Here is a 15,892-nt window from a genome sequence, read left to right as displayed (position 1 = left end):
ACTCTTTTAACCAGAGGAGAGCCGATCGTGCCGGACCTGTCGAAGCTGCCACCCGACTTCACCTGGGGCGTCGCTACCGCGGCATACCAGATCGAAGGCGCCGTGGGGGAGGACGGCCGCAAGCCGTCCATCTGGGACACCTTCAGCCGGGTACCCGGTGCGATCGACAACGCGGACACCGGCGACGTCGCCTGCGACCACTACCACCGGTGGGCCGAGGACGTCGAGCTGATCCGCAAGCTGGGCATCGAGGCGTACCGCTTCTCGGTCGCCTGGCCGCGGGTGATGCCCGACGGCACCGGTCAGGTCAACACGGCCGGCCTCGCCTTCTACGACCGCCTGGTCGACGCGCTCCTCGACGCGGGCATCAAGCCGATGGTCACGCTGTACCACTGGGACCTGCCGCAGGCGTTGCAGGACAAGGGCGGCTGGCCGGAGCGGGCCACCGCCGAGGCGTTCGCCGACTACGCGACGGTGGTCGCCGGCGCGCTCGGCGACCGGGTCACCGAGTGGGTCACGGTCAACGAGCCGCTGTGCGTCTCGTGGATCGGCCACCTGGAGGGCCGGATGGCGCCCGGCGTGCGCGACCTCGGCCTCGCCGTGCGCGCCAGCCACCACACGCTGCTCGGCCACGGCCTCGCCACCCAGGCGATCCGGGCCGCGGTCGCCCGCCCGGTGGAGGTGGGCATCGTGCTCAACCCCAGCCCGTGCGAGCCGGGCAGCGAGCGCCCCGAGGACGTGGCCGCCGCGCGCCGCGCCGACGGGCACACCAACCGCTGGTGGCTCGACCCGCTGTACGGGCGCGGCTACCCCGCCGACATGATCGAGACGTACGGCCACGAGCCGCCCGTCCAGCCCGGCGACCTGGACCTCATCGCCACGCCGACCGAGTTCCTGGGCCTCAACTACTACTTCCGCCAGCTCGTGGTCGACGACCCCGAGGGGCCCGCGCCGTACGCCCGGCAGATCCCGGTGCCCGGCTCGATGGAGACCGCGATGGGTTGGGAGATGTACCCGTCGGGCCTCGAGCAGCTGCTGGTGAGCGTGTCGGAGACCTATCGGCCCGCGCGCGTCATCGTCACCGAGAGCGGCTCGGCCTGGCGGGACGAGCTCACCCCGGACGGGGAGATCCAGGACAAGGAGCGCACCGACTACCTGGAGCAGCACATCGACGCATGCGCCTCGGCGGCGGCGCAGGGTGTGCCGATCGACGGCTACTACGTGTGGTCCCTGCTGGACAACTTCGAGTGGTCGTTCGGGTACGACAAGCGCTTCGGCCTGGTGCACGTCGACTACGACAGCCAGCGCCGGACGATCAAGGCGAGCGGCCACCAGTACGCGAACCTGATCGCCCAGCACCGCCAGGTCAAGGCGGTCGGCTGACCGGAGAAACGTCCCTGACCGGGGGATGGGAGCGGGGCCGGGACAAGCCGCCTGCTGTTGGCACCTGGGCGGCGCCGTCCCGGCCCCGCGTCCTTAAGTACAGAGACCAGAACCCTCCGGGCTCGGCGCCAGCGGGGCAGCGGATCTGTCCACAATGGTGGCTTCAGGATCAAGACTTGAGCTACCGCGGCGTCCGTCGTGGTCCAGACCGCTGCTCCCGCGGCCTCACCCTCCGCGCATTTGCTCTGCTTCCTTAAAGGAGGCGGCCCGCATCGGCCTCGATGTTGGCGGGTCGTCATGCGTTCCCTCGGGTGGTTGCTGTTACCCCACTTTCTTGCCTCCGGCGGGAGCGCTCCGGCTTCCGGGATGGGGGGAAGTGCCATCCCGTCGGCCCTCGACCCGTCAAGAGCAGAGCAGACCAACGCGCGGGGCGCCAGCGTCTGTGCCGTGCGTTGCGGTCCGTGCGTGGTGGCGCCCCGGGCGTTGGCCCGCTCCAAGAACAAGCGGGTCGAGGGCCGACGGGATGGCACTGTGCGGGCGTGGCCTGCGCCGAATTTTGGACGCTCAGCCGCCCCAACCCGGCGCGCGGAAGCCCTTGGCGCGCGCTATGCACATCTGGTCTGGCGGGTAGGTAACGGGCGAGCGACCACCAGCGAGACCACCGCCGGCGCGCACCCGCAAGTGCCGTTCCGGAGGCCGGATGGCTCACCGCCGGATCTCTCGACGAGTAGCGACCGGTCACGTCCGGTGGTGGTAAGGGTTTCGACGGGGTCGTTGTCGCGGATCAACGTAGGCGGGTGGGATGAACTCCGGCCTGCCGTCCTCGCCGCGCAGCCGGACTATCCACTGTCCACGGTGGATGATGCGGTGGTGGTAGCCGCACAACAGCACGCTGTTGTGCAAGCTGGTGGGTCCGCCGTCGGCCCATGATTGGATGTGGTGCCCGTCGCACCAGCGCGGCGGTCGGTCACAGCCTGGGAAGGCGCATCCCCGGTCGCGTAGCTCCAGTGCCCGTCGTAGCGATCCGGTGATGAGCCGCCGGGTGCGGCCTAGGTCCAGGACCTGCCCGTCGCCGTCGAGCACCGCCGGGATCAGCTGTGCGTCGCAGGCCAGCTGGCGGACCTGGGTGGGGCTGAGTCGCCCACCGGTGTCCAGCACACCGATGCCGAACTGCTGCTCGAGCAGTTCGAATGGCACGGTGACCATCACGTGTGGCCGTTGTCCGCCGTTGTCCGGCAGTTGCTCGGTGCGGGTGGCCAGGTCGCACACCTCGACCAGGGCGTCAGCTCGGCGCTGTCCGGGGGTGCGCGGCTCGTTGTCGTGGCGGGGCGCGCACAGCGGGTCGAGGGCGGCGTTGACGGTGGCGGCGCCGGCCTCGTCCAGCCAGCCGGTGACCCGGACGCGTCCGTCGCCGAGGCGGGTGAGCTGGAACGCGCGGGTCTGCCAGGCGCGGGCTTCCTGCCGCTGCAACGCGGCGGCGTCGCGGGCGTCGGCGATCTCGGGAGCGACGTGGGCGAGGATCCGTTCGCCGGCTTTGCGCAGGATGGTGGGTTCGAACTGCTCGGCCTGACCGATCAGCACCGCCTCCGCCTCGTCAACGAGGTCGGCGCCGAGGTCGGCGGGAAGATCCCGGACCGCAGTAGCGATGACCGTGGCCTGCTCGGCGTTGACCGCACCCGCGACCAGGGCGGTGTCGAGGGCGGGCCGCTCGTCAACCGCCTTCGCGAGGTCGGCCAGCCGTTTCGCGGCGTGGATGCTGATGCGGTGACGCTCCCGCAACCACACCGCGGTGCTGGAAGCGTGTTGCGCGATGGGTAGGCCGCGTCCGTCGATTTCCCGGATCAAATGCAACTGGGCTGCGGTAAGCGTTTGCAACGCTTGGTGGATCGTGTCCAGCGAATCGACAAGCTCGTCATCGCCCAGGGTCCAGACCGACGCGGTAGCGCATTTACTGGCTACCTCGCCGAGCTGCTCTAACGCCTCCCTGGACACCCGTTAATTGTCTCGCATCAACACCAAGACCACCAGTTATATTCGTCGATCTAGGAATATTCGAATTGGCAATCTTGCGAGGTTTTGGCTGCGGGGGAGTCGGTAAGAAATGGGCGTCACAATGGATTTCTCGGAAGGTTCATCGACCAAGGAGAAATCGACCAGGAACCTGGCGCCGAAGACCGCGTGGCCAGCGGTAGACCGCCAAGCCGCCGGGCCAACCGAGCCGCGTCGTCAACGATGTCGAGCAGGACCTTCGCGCCCGCCGCATCGTCCAGAGAGGACACCCGATGGCGCTCGCCGCGCTCGCCCCAGACGGTCTGGCCGCCGACGCGACTCGATACCAGGACGAGTCTCCGAAAGGGAGCCGCGGACGACGCCGTCTCCGTCGCGCGGGGCGCCGTCAGCGGTCGCCAGCAGTTCGGGCTCGTCGGCGTTGTCCACGATCAGCAACCATGGCGCCGGTGCCGTACTGTCGAGCAACTGCCACATCAGATCGGCTATCCCACGCTTACCGGCGGCGACCTGTGACAGCTGACCCCGCGACGCCCCAAGCGTTACGGCGACGGAAATGAGGTCCGCTTCCAGACCGCTTTCGAACCCGCGACGCTACAGCGATCCTAAATGGATCAATAGAGGTCGCGCTGGCGGGCGTTGAGGCGTGTTAGGCCGAGCAGCGCGTCCATGTACGGCGTCGGCGTGCCCGTGGCCTGGGCGATCTCCCGCACCACCGTGACCATCGCGTCCAGCTCCAGCGGCCGGCCCGCCTCGGCGTCCTGGAGCATCGACGTCTTGAACGCGCCAAGCCGCCGCGTCACCTGGTTGCGGTCCTCGGCACTCTGCGCGATCGGGCACCCGATCCGCTCACCGATCGCCGCCGCCTCACCCATCACCGCGCGCACGAACCCGTTGACGAGCTCGTCGTCGAGGATCAGGTCGGCGGTCGCCCCGGTGAGCGCGGAGATCGGGTTCATCGTCATGTTGCCCCACAGCTTGTACCAGATGTCCTGCTGGATCCGGGACGAGACGGTGACGCTGAAGCCGGCCTTGCCCAGCACGTCGGCCAGGGTTTGCCGGCGGCCCGCCGCGCCGCCCGCCGGCTCGCCGAGAATGAGACTGTCGCCGGCGTGGTGGCGGGCCAGGCCGGGCTCCTCGACGCTGGCGCTGAGGTGCACGACGCAGCCGATCACCCGCGCGGTCGGTATCGCGGCCGCGACCGCGCCGTCCGGGTCGACCGCGCGCAGCCGCAACCCGTCGAACTCGCCGCCGATCCCGTCGAAGAACCACCACGGCACCCCGTTGATCGCCGGCACGACCACGGTCTCCGGCCCGAACAGCGGGCCGAGCGTGGGCGCGAGGGCGGGGAGCGCGTGCGCCTTGACGGTCAGCAGCACGACGTCTTGCGGCCCGAGCGCGGCGGGGTCGTCACTCGCCTCCACCGGCCCGGTGACGAGGCCGTCCGCGGTGCGCAGGCGCCAGCCGTGGGCCCGAAGCGCGTCGAGGGTGCGGCCGCGGGCGAGTGCCGTGGTGGTACAGCCGCTGGCGGCCAGACGCGCCCCGATCAACCCACCCACGGCACCGGCTCCGACGACGCACACTCTGGTCACGCCGCTCATTCAACCAGCCTCTTCCTCCTCGCCCGAGCCGCGGACCAGCCCGGGGCTGCCGCGCTCGCGCTCGACGATGTAGAGGGCTTCCCAAAGCTCGGCGATCGACTCACCCTGCCGCCAGCCCTGCATGACCGCGTCGGCCAGCGCTCCGGCCGCGCGCACTACGCGCAGCTGGGCGATAGCGGTCGCCGCCTGGCGCCGCAGCGCTTTGTCGGCGGTCGCGTCGGCGACCAGGTACATCAGGGCTGTGTCCCGGAGGTCGACGGGGTCGACGTCCACCTCATCCAGCTCCGAGGTGAGATCCGCCGTCTCAGCCAACCGTTGGACCGCCCGCCGGCGTGCCTGCAGCGGCATCGTGTCGTCCAAGGCGACGTAGGCGGCGAGCATCGGTCGCACTGCGTCTGACGCGGAGAGAGCCTCGAACGCCTCGACCCGCTCGGCGGACGGGGCGGATTTCGCGGCGGTTGCCCGTTCCAGGTCCCGTCTCGTCGAATCCGGCAGCGGGCCGACCGGCCCCGTAGCTGGCTCTTCGTCGTAGAACTCGACGTGGGCGCGGATATGGCCGTTGTCCGCGGCCGGCGCGAGAAGGCCGAGGACCGCCGCCTCGCGCTTCCGGCCGCCGAACGTGTCGATGGCCTGCGATGCGGTTCGCCGCCACGACGGTCGCCGGCCCAGTGCGATCCCAGCCGCGATTCGGATCGCCAGCTCGTCGTCGTCGAGGAGCGCGACAAGTTCCTCGTCGGTGCGCGCCTCGAGATCCGGCCGGGTGCCGTCGACCTGTTCGATCTGGATGGCGCTCGGCGGTTCGAGACCGGTGACGTCCACGCCGGGGAGCAAGCTGTCCTCCGGGTGGTAAGGCCGCGCGAGGACCAAGGCTCCGCCGCCGGGTTCGCCGAGGTCGACGAAAACGAACAGGACGGCGTTCGGCACCGCTTCGCCGACCCGGACCACCATCCCGTCCCGCACCGGTTCCCTGCGGCGGTCGACGAGCGTACGGCCTAGCAGCCGGGTGATGAACCAGTCGTGTTCCTGGAGGGCGTGGATCGCGTAACTGCCCTGCTCACTAGCCGCCGCGAGCTCCGACTGGGTGGGCGCGAAATGCCAGGCGAACCAGGGCGAGGAGATCGATTCGAGTACGGTCATCCCGAGGAGGCAGCCGCTGCGGCTCCAGTCGCCAGACAGCCGCTCCGGAAGTCGTTCGGCGATGGCCGGCTCGGCCTTGCCGATCAGCGCCTGTGCGGCGACATGCGTAACTCTCGACGAGGAGTTGTCCAGAGCGTCGAGAAGTGCGGCGGTGGCGACGGCGCTGCTGTTACGCGCCAGTGCGTGGACGGCGTGCACACGAACGTCATCGATGTTGTGCGAGAGGGCCGCGACAAGGCCGTCGAGCGGCAGCGCGTCCACGAGGTCCCGGCTGCCGGTCTGCGGAAATGCGGCCACGATCGAGGTGGTGGCGGCCTCCATGACTTTGCCGCGCAGCTCCGCGGGCACCGCCGTCGTCTCCTTCAGCATCTTGCAGGCGAGCAGGCCCAGGTAGGGAAAGAGGGGCCGAAGTTGCTGCTCGGACGCCAGCAGCCGGCGCAGCAACAGCTCCGGCGTCTGGAGGCAGCCGGCGAGCAGGCACAGCATCTCCGCCGCTGCCGGTGTCCACCGCCACGGGCCGTTGGCCTCCCGCCGCCATAGAAACCTGTCGACCTCGTTCAGGTCGCCGGTACGATTCGCGGCCGCCGCCAGCTCATCCGCGGCGAGGAACTCCAGGAAGGTCCGGTGCACGAACGAGTACCGCCGGGGCAGCGGCTGGACGAGCAGGCCCTTACGCAGGAGGTACGCGAGCAGGGCGCTCGGCGACCAGGATTCGCCGTGGTGCGCATTGGCCGCTCGCGCCGCTTCGTGGCATTCCTCCTCGTCGAAGGTCGCCCGTGCCGGGTCGTCCCGAAACAGCAGCCAGGCCAGCCGCCTCGTGATGCGCAGGATCGCGGTGACCTGCGGATCTCCCTCGGTGACGCCACGAGCGACGACGGCCCGGACCACGGCCCGGTAGAGCTCCACCCGGCTGAAGGCGGCCGAGATCGAGCCCGTTTCCCGCGCGACGCAGGCCAGGCCGGTGACGAGCGGGCTACTCGTGGCCGCGGCGAGGCTGGTGTCGGCGGTGAGCCATCCGATGACGGCATCCGCCTCGGCCGCCTGGTCGCCGAACCAGGTCCGGGTGAAACGCTCTCGGTCCTTGTCGTCGAAGCCGACCATGTCGAAGTAGGCGATGTCGTCGAACGGCAGCACGCCCGCCACGAACATGTGTGGCCGGGTGACCAGGACGACCCGGATCTCGTCGGGCACCGCCGAGCGGAGGCTCGCGGCCACGGCGTTCGCGTCGGTCCCCTCGTCCAACGCGTCGACAAGCAGTGTGATGTCACCCCTGCCCAGGCTCTCGACGAGGTGGCGGGCGATCTCCTGCGCCGTGTCACCGGTCTGGAACGGGTCGAGCAAGGTCAGCACGGCCTCCCGGACGGCCGCGCCGATCCCGATCTCCGCCACCCGGCTGACCGGCAGCAACACAGGTGGAGCCAGACCCTCGACCGGGCTTCCGCCGTGCAGCTGGTCCAACGCCCGCTGCGCGAGCTCGGCCGCGGTCAGCTGCAACAGCACGGTCTTGCCGCTGCCGGGTCCGCCAAAGATCACCGTGTGCGCCGGGCGGGCCTCCATGCCGATCCAGCTGACGACGTCGCTGGGCCGCTCCGCGTTCACTGCGGTGTCGGACCCGGACGCCTCGCGGTAGAACGAGCCCAGCTTCTGCGCATGCTCCAACGCGGCCTGCGGCCCTGGCCAGACGCGCAGCGACGGAGCCAGGTAATGGTCGCGTGCCTTGCGGTTTCGGAAGTACACCGGCGCCCGCTGGTTGACGATCTCGGCGGCCGCACGCAGGTAGGCCGCGAGTTCGAGGCGCAGGCGGAGCCGATCCCGCAGGGCGGGGTACCGCGTGAGGAGCGCGTCGACGGGTACCGCTCGACCACCGACCGGGGACGACCGGCCGCGGCTGCTCTTGACCATCCCGCAGATCGCGCCGGTGCGCAGGTTGAGCACCGGTGCGCCGCTGGCGCCGGGGCGCACCTGGGTCTCCGCGAACCGTAGGAGCGGCTCGGCGCCGCCGGCCGGACCCTCCATCCGCCCGGCGATCGAGTCTCCGTCCGGCACGTCGTCGGTGTGGCCGAAGGCGTACAGCTGGTCGTGCGGTGCCACCTGACCGTCGAGGACCGCGACCGGATGGCCCTCGAACGAGACCGCCACCAACGCGCCGTCCGGGTACTCGCCGGGGGCGGCGACATCGACGTACGCGCCGGTGACCGTCGTGCCCCGCCAGGTGACGGCCGGCGGCGAGCCGGACTCGTACGCGGCGCGGACGACGTGGGCGCAGGTGAGGATCAGACCCTCGCCGACGAAGAAGCCGCTGCCCGTCGACGAACCGGTGCGGACCTGGACGACGAGGTCGCGCAGGTCGGCGTCGTCGTGGCGGGTCCTCACGCCGCCCGGTCGCTGGACCATTCCAGAGTCACCTTGAGGTTGGCCTTCGCGGTGCCCTTGACGAACACGGCGGTCACGCCACCGGCCCCCGTCGCGACCTCGACACCGAACTCCACAGTGGCCTTGGTGGGTGCGGCCTGCTCCAATGAGGACACGACCGCGCGGGCTACCGACGTGATCTGGCCGGTGAGGCGGGTGAGGTCGAAGCCGGCGAGGGCGACGTCCTCCTCGCCGTCGACGCTCGCCTCGAAGAGGACGGTGGAGCCGTCCTCGAGGCGGACCGGGATGTTTTCCGTCCTGCTTTCCGCGCTCAAACCGTCTCCCATCGAAGAGGAATGAGCTTCATGCTAGCTAGCGGATGCCCTCGCGGCGGAGGGTCGCCGCCAGGCGTTGGGTGTGGGTGACGACGGCCTTGGCCACGCGGTCCAGCTCCTCCCCGTCGGCCAGATGGGCGGGCATCGAGCAGGAGATGGCGTCGGTCGCGGGGATGCGGTAGTCGACGGCGGTGGCCACGCATGCCACGCCGGCCGAGCCCTGCTCGCGCTCGAACGCCCAGCCCCGCGTCCGTACCTCGTCCAGCTCGGCCATCAGCGCGTCCCGCGCGGTGATCGTCCGTGGCGTGAACGACTCCAGGTCGGCGGGGAGGATCGCCTCGACCTCGTCGCGGGTCAGGCCGGCCAGCAGCGCCTGGCCCAGCGCGGTCAGGTGGGCCGGCAGGCGGCGGCCGACCCGGGAGACCATGCGGACCGAGTCGCGGGACTCGCGGCTGGCCAGGTAGATGATGTGCGCCTCGTCGCGGCGGGCGTAGTGGATCGTGTAGCCGATGTCGGCGCGCAGGTCCTCCAGGCACTCCAGCGCGTACCGGAGGGCGGGGTCGCGGTCCAGGTACGCCGTGCCGGACAGCAGCGCGTGCGGCCCGACCCCGAACGCCGTGCCGGTCTCGTCGGCCTCCACCCACTTCAGCTCGCGCAGCGTGCGGACCAGCGCGTGCAGGCTCGACCGCGGGTACCCCATCCGCTCTTGGAGCTGGGAGATAGTGAGGCGCGTGGGGGAGTTGGCGAGCACCTCGAGGATGCGGACCGTACGCTCCGCGGACTTCACGGCTTCAGACATGACTACCCCCACCCAGCACCTGTTGACCGCCATGCTACCGGACGTTAGTTTGTGTGTGCTCGGCCGCCAGGATGAGAGAAGGCGTACATGTATGTGGAAGCCAACCCCGTCACGCACGTCACTGTCACCCCTGTCGCGTTCCCCGATGCGCCCCTGCTCAACGCCGCCGGGGTGCACCAGCCGTGGGCGCTGCGCACGATCGTCCAGGTCCACTGTGGAGACGAGCTGGTCGGGCTCGGCGAGACGTACGGCGACGCGCCCCACCTAGCCCTCGTCCAGCGGGCCGCGGCCGCACTGTCCGGAGTGGACCCGTTCGACCTGGCCGGCGTGCGGCGCCGGGTGGCGGAGGCGATCGGCGCCGTGGACGCGCCCGACCGCCACGGGCTGACCGGCGGCTCGACACCGGCCAAGACGCTGCTGCGCGTGTACGCCCCTTCGAGGTCGCCTGCCTCGACCTCCAGGGCCACATCGCCGGCCGCCCGGTCTGCGACATCCTCGGCGGCCGGGTGCGCGACGCGGTGCCCTTCTCGGCGTACCTCTTCTACAAGTGGGCCGGCCACCCCGGCGGCGAGCCCGACGAGTACGGCGAAGCGCTCGACCCGGACGGCATCGTGGCGCAGGCGCGGGCGCTCGTCGACCGGTACGGGTTTACCTCCATCAAGCTCAAGGGCGGCGTCTTCGCACCGGAGGAGGAGGTCGAGGCGATCCGCGCGCTGCGGGCCGCCTTCCCGGACCATCCGCTGCGGCTCGACCCCAACTGCGCGTGGACGGTGGAGACCTCGCTGCGGGTGGCCGAGGAGACCGAAGGGCTGCTGGAGTACCTGGAGGACCCCACCGCCACCATCCCCGGCATGGCCGCCGTCGCCGCCAAGGCCACGATGCCGCTCGCGACCAACATGTGCGTGGTCAACTTCGCCGACGTACCCGAGGCGGTCGCGCTCGGCGCCGTCGGTGTGGTGCTCGCGGACCACCACTACTGGGGCGGGCTGCGCGCCTCCGCGCTGATGGCCGGCATCTGCGACACGTGGGGGATCGGCGTGTCCATGCACTCCAACAGCCACCTCGGCATCAGCCTCGCCGCGATGACCCACCTGGGCGCCGCACTGCCCAACCTCACGTACGCGGCGGACACCCACACGCCGTGGCAGCTCGGCGCCGACGTACTCCACACTCCACTGTCCTTCGTGGATGGGGCGGTGCCGGTGCCGGAGGGGCCGGGGCTGGGCGTGCGGATCGACCCGGACAAGCTCGCCCGGATGAGCGAGGACTACGCCCGCATCGACATCCGGGAGCGCGACGACACCACGTACATGCGCAGCGTCCAGCCCGACTTCCCGACCCGGCGGCCGCGGTGGTGAGGGTCACCGGCCACGCGTACCCGTGGGACGTGATCGGCGACGCCGCCTTCCCCAGCCGGGTACGCGACACCGGCGTGGAGTCAGTGACGCTGGCCGCCGTGTACCACGCCACCCGCGCGGCCACCCCGCTCCACCCAGGCCACCAGATCGTCGACGCCCGCGGTACCGCGCTCTACCGCCCCGTGCGGGATACCGTGTGGGCCGGCCGGCGGCTGCGCCCTGTCGCTCCAGAGTGGATGGACGCGCCCGACCCGTACCGCCAGGCGGCCGTCGCCCTCCGCGCGGCGGGCCTGCGCGTCGACGCGTGGGTCGTGCTCACCCACGACAGCCGGCTGGGCCGCGCCCGCCCCGACCTGGCGGTGGTCAACTGCTTCGGCGAGCCCTACCCCTACGCGCTCTGCCCGACGCACGAGGAGGTCCGCGACTACGCGGCGACGCTTGCCGCCGAAGCGGTCCGCGACGCCCCGGTCGACGGCGTCTCGCTGGAAGCCTGCGGCCAGCTGGGCGTCACCCACGCCGGCCCGCACGAGAAGACCGACGGCGCCTGGACCGCCGAGGCCGCCCGCTGGCTGTCGGTCTGCTGCTGCGCCGGCTGCCAGGCGGCCTGGTCGGCCCGCGGCCTGGACCCCGGTGGGGTACTGACCGCGCTGCGGGCCGCCGTCCGCGCGCAGGCGCACGGCACGCCGGGCCACACCCTTCGGGCCGAGATCGCCGCGGCGCTGCTCGCCGCCCGGCACGAGACCACCGACCTCCTGCGTGCCCAGGTCATAGCGGGGGTACGCACGGTCACCCCGGCCGCCGCCCTGACCCTGCACGCCCAGCCGGACCCCTGGGCGACCGGCCCCTCGCCCGGGCTGACGCCCGCCGCCGCCAAGGAGGTGGACCGCCTGCTGGTCCCCGCCTGGCCCACGGAGTCCCCGAGCGCCGCGGCGATCAGTGCCGCCGCGGCCACCGGCGTGCCGGTCGACGCGTATGTCACGGTGCTCCCGCCGGCCCGCCCCGACGACCTGCCGGCCCACGTCGACCGGCTGCTGGCCGCGGGCGCCAGCGGGATCGCGCTCTACCACCTGGGCCTCGCCCCGAGCGGCGGCCAGGCCACGCTCGCCGCGCTGGCGACCCGTGCACACGAGGGACAGCCGGCGTGACCGATTTCGTAGGCGGCCGGGTGGCGCCCGTACAAGATGAAGGAGCTGGCGTGATCGACAAGGCCGCGGCGCTCGCGGTGCTGGCCGCGCCCGAGCTGGCCGCGTGGTCCGGAGAGCGGCGGCGGCAGGCGCTGCACGCCTGCGCGGACGCCCTCGCGGCCGCGGGTGACGAGGTCGTCGCGGTCGCGGCGGAGGAGACCGGGCTGACCGAGGCGCGGCTGCGCGGGGAGCTGGATCGCACGACCGGGCAGTTGCGGCTGCTGGGCGACTTCGTCGCGGCCGGGCGGCACCGGGCGGCGCGGGTGTCGGCCGGTGCGGCGGCGGGTGGCGTGGACGTGGTGGCCGTCGCGGTGCCGGTGGGGCCGGTGGCGGTGTTCGCGGCGTCGAACTTCCCGCTCGCCTTCGGCGTGGCGGGCGGGGACACCGCCGCCGCGCTCGCCGCCGGGTGCCCGGTCGTGGTCAAGGGGCATCCGGCGCAGCCGCGGACCGCGCGCCTCGTCGCCGGGCTGGTGGCCGCCGCGCTGGCCGGGCAGGGCGCGCCGGAAGGTACGTTTGCGCTGGTCAGCGGGGGTGTCGATGCGTCGCTGGAGCTGGTGCGGGCGGCCGGGATACGGGCCGTGGGGTTCACCGGGTCGCTCGCCGGCGGTCGGGCGCTCATGGACGCGGCCGCCGCGCGGCCGGACCCGATCCCGGTCTACGCCGAGATGGGGTCGCTCAACCCGGTCTTCGTGCTGCCCGCCGCGGCCGGGGACCCCGCCTGGGCCACCGCGATCGCCGCCGCCGTCACCGGCTCGGCGGGCCAGCTCTGCACGAAGCCGGGGCTCGTCGTGCTGCCGGACAGCCCGGCTGGCCGGCTGCTCGCCGACCGGATCGCCGGGGAGGTGGCCGGCGCCGACGTCGGGCCGCGGATGCTCACCGAGCGGATGGCGGAGGCGCACGCGGCGTGGCTGGCGGAGGCGGCCGAGCTGCCCGGCGCGGTCGTGGACGCGGGGTCGGGGCCGGTACGCCCGTTCGCGGTGCGGGTGCCGCCGGAAACGCTCGGCGGGGCGCTTGTCGAGGAGCACTTCGGGCCCGCCGTGGTGCTGACCTCGGCGCCGGTCGCCGGGTACCCCCTCCTCGCCGCCGGGCTCGCTGGCAGCCTCACCGCCACCGTGGTCGGCGCCGAGGCGGACCTCGACCTCGCGCGCGAGCTCGTCCCGCTCCTGGCCGCGGTGGCCGGGCGGATCATCTGGAACGGGGTGCCCACCGGCGTCGCGGTCTGCGACGCGATGCACCACGGCGGGCCCTGGCCGGCCACCTCGGCGCCGGCCACCACCTCGGTGGGTACCGCTGCGGTCAGCCGGTTCCTCCGGCCGGTTGCGCTCCAAGGCGTACCGGATGAGCTGGTCAGGGCCATCAGTCCGGAGTGAGCGTCAACTAACGGACATTGGCGTGGCTGGCGCCTGGATGGCTCATAGCGTGGTCAGCCATGGATCGGAGCATGCCGCGGCTGACCGTCATCGGCACCGGATACCTCGGCGCCACGCACGCCATCTGTATGGCGGTGCTGGGCTACGAGGTGCTCGGCGTCGACGTGGACGCCGCCAAGGTGGAGCGGCTCGCCTCGGGTGAGGTGCCGTTCTTCGAGCCTGGCCTGCCCGAGCTGCTCGTCAAGGCGCTGGAGTCGGGGCGGCTGCGGTTCACGACGTCGTTCGCGGAGGCGGGCGACTTCGGCGACGTGCACTTCGTGTGCGTGGGCACCCCGCAGCGGCCCGGGTCGTACGCGGCGGACATGCGGTTCGTCGACGGGGCCGTCACCGAGCTCTCCCACTTCCTGCACCGGCGGGCACTCGTCGTGGGCAAGTCGACCGTGCCGATCGGTACCGCCGCGCGGCTCACCGACATGGTCCAGCGGCTCGCACCGGCCGGCGAGCAGGTCGAGCTGGCGTGGAACCCGGAGTTCCTCCGCGAGGGGTATGCGGTCGACGACACGATGAAGCCCGACCGGCTCGTCTTCGGCGTCTCCTCCCCCTGGGCCGAGGAGCAGCTGCGCGCGGCGTACGCGCCGGTGCTCGCGCAGGGCACGCCGGTCGTCGTCACCGACCTCGCCACCTCCGAGCTTGTCAAGGTGGCGGCCAATGCGTTCCTGGCCACCAAGATCTCGTACATCAACGCGATGGCCGAGGTGTGCGAGGGCACCGGCGCGGACGTGCGCGACCTCGCCGCGGCGCTCGCGTACGACGACCGGATCGGCGGGCGCTTCCTCAAGCCGGGGCTGGGCTTCGGCGGCGGGTGCCTGCCCAAGGACATCCGCGCGTTCCTACACCGGGCCGAGGAGCTGGGCGTGGGGCAGGCGGTCTCGTTCCTGCGCGAGGTCGACGACATCAACAAGCGCCGCCGGGCACGCACTGTCGACCTGGTACGCGAGCTGGTCGGCGGCGAGCTGGACGGGGTACGGGTGGCCGCGCTCGGCGCCGCTTTCAAGCCCAACTCCGACGACGTCCGCGACGCACCCGCGCTCGACGTGGCCAGCACTCTCCAGAAGGCCGGCGCCACGGTGCGCGTCTTCGACCCGGCCGCGATGGACAACGCCCGCCGCACCCACCCCGAGCTTTCCTACGGGCAGAGCGCGATGGACGTAACCCGGGACGCCGACGTGGTGGTACTGCTGACCGAGTGGGCCGAGTTCCGCGAGATCGACCCCGTGGTGCTGGCCGGCGTGGTAGCCCACCGGCGCATCGTCGACGGCCGGCACGCGCTCGACGCCGGGCAGTGGCGGGCCGCGGGCTGGGAGTACCGGGCGCTCGGCCGCCCATAGAGACGGCCCTGGGCCGCCCCTCACCCCCCGGAGGGGCGGCCCAGGGTTCCCTTTGCTTTGAGCCGCCGCTGGTGGCTCAGGCCGGGACGAGCTTGCGGGCGTTGTCCCAGAGCACGTTCGGGTTCATCCGCGAGAGATGACGCTGAAGCATCAGGTCGACAAACTCCTCGGGGAACGGGCGACGGTGCACGCCTCGTCGGTGTCGCGCAGGTACGCCTTGGTCTCCTCGACGACATGCGGGCCGTCGTCGTTGCCGGGCTTCTTGTGTCCGGCGATCACCGCGACGGGGTTGAGCGCGGCGATCCGGTCCAGGGCCGCCGTCCACTCGCGGCGCTGGGCCTGGTCGCTGTCCGAGGCGTGCACATGCACCTCGTTGTAGACGATGTCGCCGCCGACGACCAGCGCCAGCTCCGGCACGTGTACGAACGTGGTGTCGCGGATGTCGCTGTGCCCCGCCTCGACGAACCTGATCTCGTGGCCTTCCAGGTCGAACACCGGCCCGTCGACCACTTCGAGCGGACGGATGTCGTCCGGGATCTGCCCGGGAAACAGCGTCCGCCACAGCGGGCTGGACGCCTGTTCGAGGGCGAGCGAGACGGTGCCCGCGGTACCGAGCAGGCGGGACCGCGGAAACCGGCGGGCGACCTCGGTGAAGCCGAAGTAGTGGTCACCGTGCCCGTGCGTCGCGTACATCGCGACGAGGTCCCGACCCGACGCCTCGACCCAGTCGGCCACCTCGGCCGCCCGCTGCACCGTGTGCGGGGCGTCGACCAGCACCGCCTCACGATCGCCCAGGATCAGCGTGCTGGTGATCGGCGACCAACTCGGAAACCGGCCGACCGATGTGCCGTCGGGCAGCACCGACCGGGGCGGCATCGAGACGCGTGTGTCGTACGACAGGGACATGCCAGGGCGCTCCACGTTCTTCTCGGTCTTTTCAGACTAACCGGACGTGCCCACGCGCGGGACGAAAAGCGT

11 protein-coding genes are annotated in these 15,892 nt (G+C 71.8%); 5 read left to right on the top strand and 6 right to left on the bottom strand.

The window, feature by feature from the left end; genetic code table 11:
* Positions 1-27: 27 nt before the first annotated feature.
* Positions 28-1,383, top strand: coding sequence for a GH1 family beta-glucosidase (locus Pflav_RS16535; protein WP_173036968.1), 1,356 nt, complete (start codon positions 28-30; stop codon positions 1,381-1,383).
* Positions 1,384-2,121: 738 nt separating this feature from the next.
* Here the strand turns inward: Pflav_RS16535 and Pflav_RS16530 are convergent.
* From Pflav_RS16530 to Pflav_RS16510, 5 genes are all read right to left on the bottom strand, one after another.
* Positions 2,122-3,375: an HNH endonuclease signature motif containing protein gene (locus Pflav_RS16530; RefSeq protein ID WP_173036967.1), complete on the bottom strand. Its 1,254-nt coding sequence runs from the start codon at positions 3,373-3,375 to the stop codon at positions 2,122-2,124.
* Between the two features lie 629 nt (positions 3,376-4,004).
* Positions 4,005-4,982, bottom strand: coding sequence for a 2-dehydropantoate 2-reductase (locus Pflav_RS16525; RefSeq protein WP_197938587.1), 978 nt, complete (start codon positions 4,980-4,982; stop codon positions 4,005-4,007).
* Positions 4,983-4,991: 9 nt separating this feature from the next.
* Positions 4,992-8,522, bottom strand: a complete 3,531-nt coding sequence (locus tag Pflav_RS16520) for a S1 family peptidase (protein WP_173036965.1) — start codon at positions 8,520-8,522, stop codon at positions 4,992-4,994.
* The gene (locus Pflav_RS16515; protein WP_173036964.1) at positions 8,498-8,815 is read right to left on the bottom strand and encodes a CU044_2847 family protein; all 318 of its coding nucleotides are present in this window, start codon (positions 8,813-8,815) and stop codon (positions 8,498-8,500) included. The genes Pflav_RS16520 and Pflav_RS16515 overlap by 25 nt, the downstream gene beginning before the upstream one ends.
* 37 nt (positions 8,816-8,852) lie before the next feature.
* Complete coding sequence (locus Pflav_RS16510; RefSeq protein ID WP_232071491.1) at positions 8,853-9,614, bottom strand: IclR family transcriptional regulator; 762 nt, start codon at positions 9,612-9,614, stop codon at positions 8,853-8,855.
* Positions 9,615-10,120: 506 nt separating this feature from the next.
* On the opposite strand from Pflav_RS16510, the gene Pflav_RS16505 reads away from it, so the two are divergent.
* The 4 genes from Pflav_RS16505 to Pflav_RS16490 all read left to right on the top strand — a co-directional run bounded on the left by Pflav_RS16505 (position 10,121) and on the right by Pflav_RS16490 (position 14,914).
* Positions 10,121-10,972 carry an enolase C-terminal domain-like protein gene (locus tag Pflav_RS16505; RefSeq protein WP_232071490.1) on the top strand — a complete coding sequence of 284 codons (852 nt, stop codon included), beginning with the start codon at positions 10,121-10,123 and terminating at the stop codon, positions 10,970-10,972.
* Entirely contained in the window at positions 10,966-12,117 is a 1,152-nt protein-coding gene (locus Pflav_RS16500) for an alpha-amylase family protein (protein ID WP_232071489.1), read from the top strand. The genes Pflav_RS16505 and Pflav_RS16500 overlap by 7 nt, the downstream gene beginning before the upstream one ends.
* Positions 12,114-13,526, top strand: a complete 1,413-nt coding sequence (locus tag Pflav_RS16495; protein WP_332107763.1) for an aldehyde dehydrogenase family protein — start codon at positions 12,114-12,116, stop codon at positions 13,524-13,526. Before Pflav_RS16500 ends, Pflav_RS16495 begins: the two co-directional genes overlap by 4 nt.
* 71 nt (positions 13,527-13,597) lie before the next feature.
* Complete coding sequence (locus Pflav_RS16490) at positions 13,598-14,914, top strand: UDP-glucose dehydrogenase family protein (protein WP_415624322.1); 1,317 nt, start codon at positions 13,598-13,600, stop codon at positions 14,912-14,914.
* Positions 14,915-15,064: 150 nt separating this feature from the next.
* On the opposite strand, the gene Pflav_RS16485 is transcribed toward Pflav_RS16490, so the two are convergent.
* Positions 15,065-15,820: an MBL fold metallo-hydrolase gene (locus tag Pflav_RS16485; RefSeq protein WP_173036960.1), complete on the bottom strand. Its 756-nt coding sequence runs from the start codon at positions 15,818-15,820 to the stop codon at positions 15,065-15,067.
* Positions 15,821-15,892 lie beyond the last annotated feature (72 nt).

This window comes from Phytohabitans flavus (assembly GCF_011764545.1).
GTDB classification, from domain to species: Bacteria; Actinomycetota; Actinomycetes; order Mycobacteriales; family Micromonosporaceae; genus Phytohabitans; species Phytohabitans flavus.
Note: the sequence above shows the minus strand (reverse complement) of the source record. Positions and strands in the feature narration are given on the sequence as shown.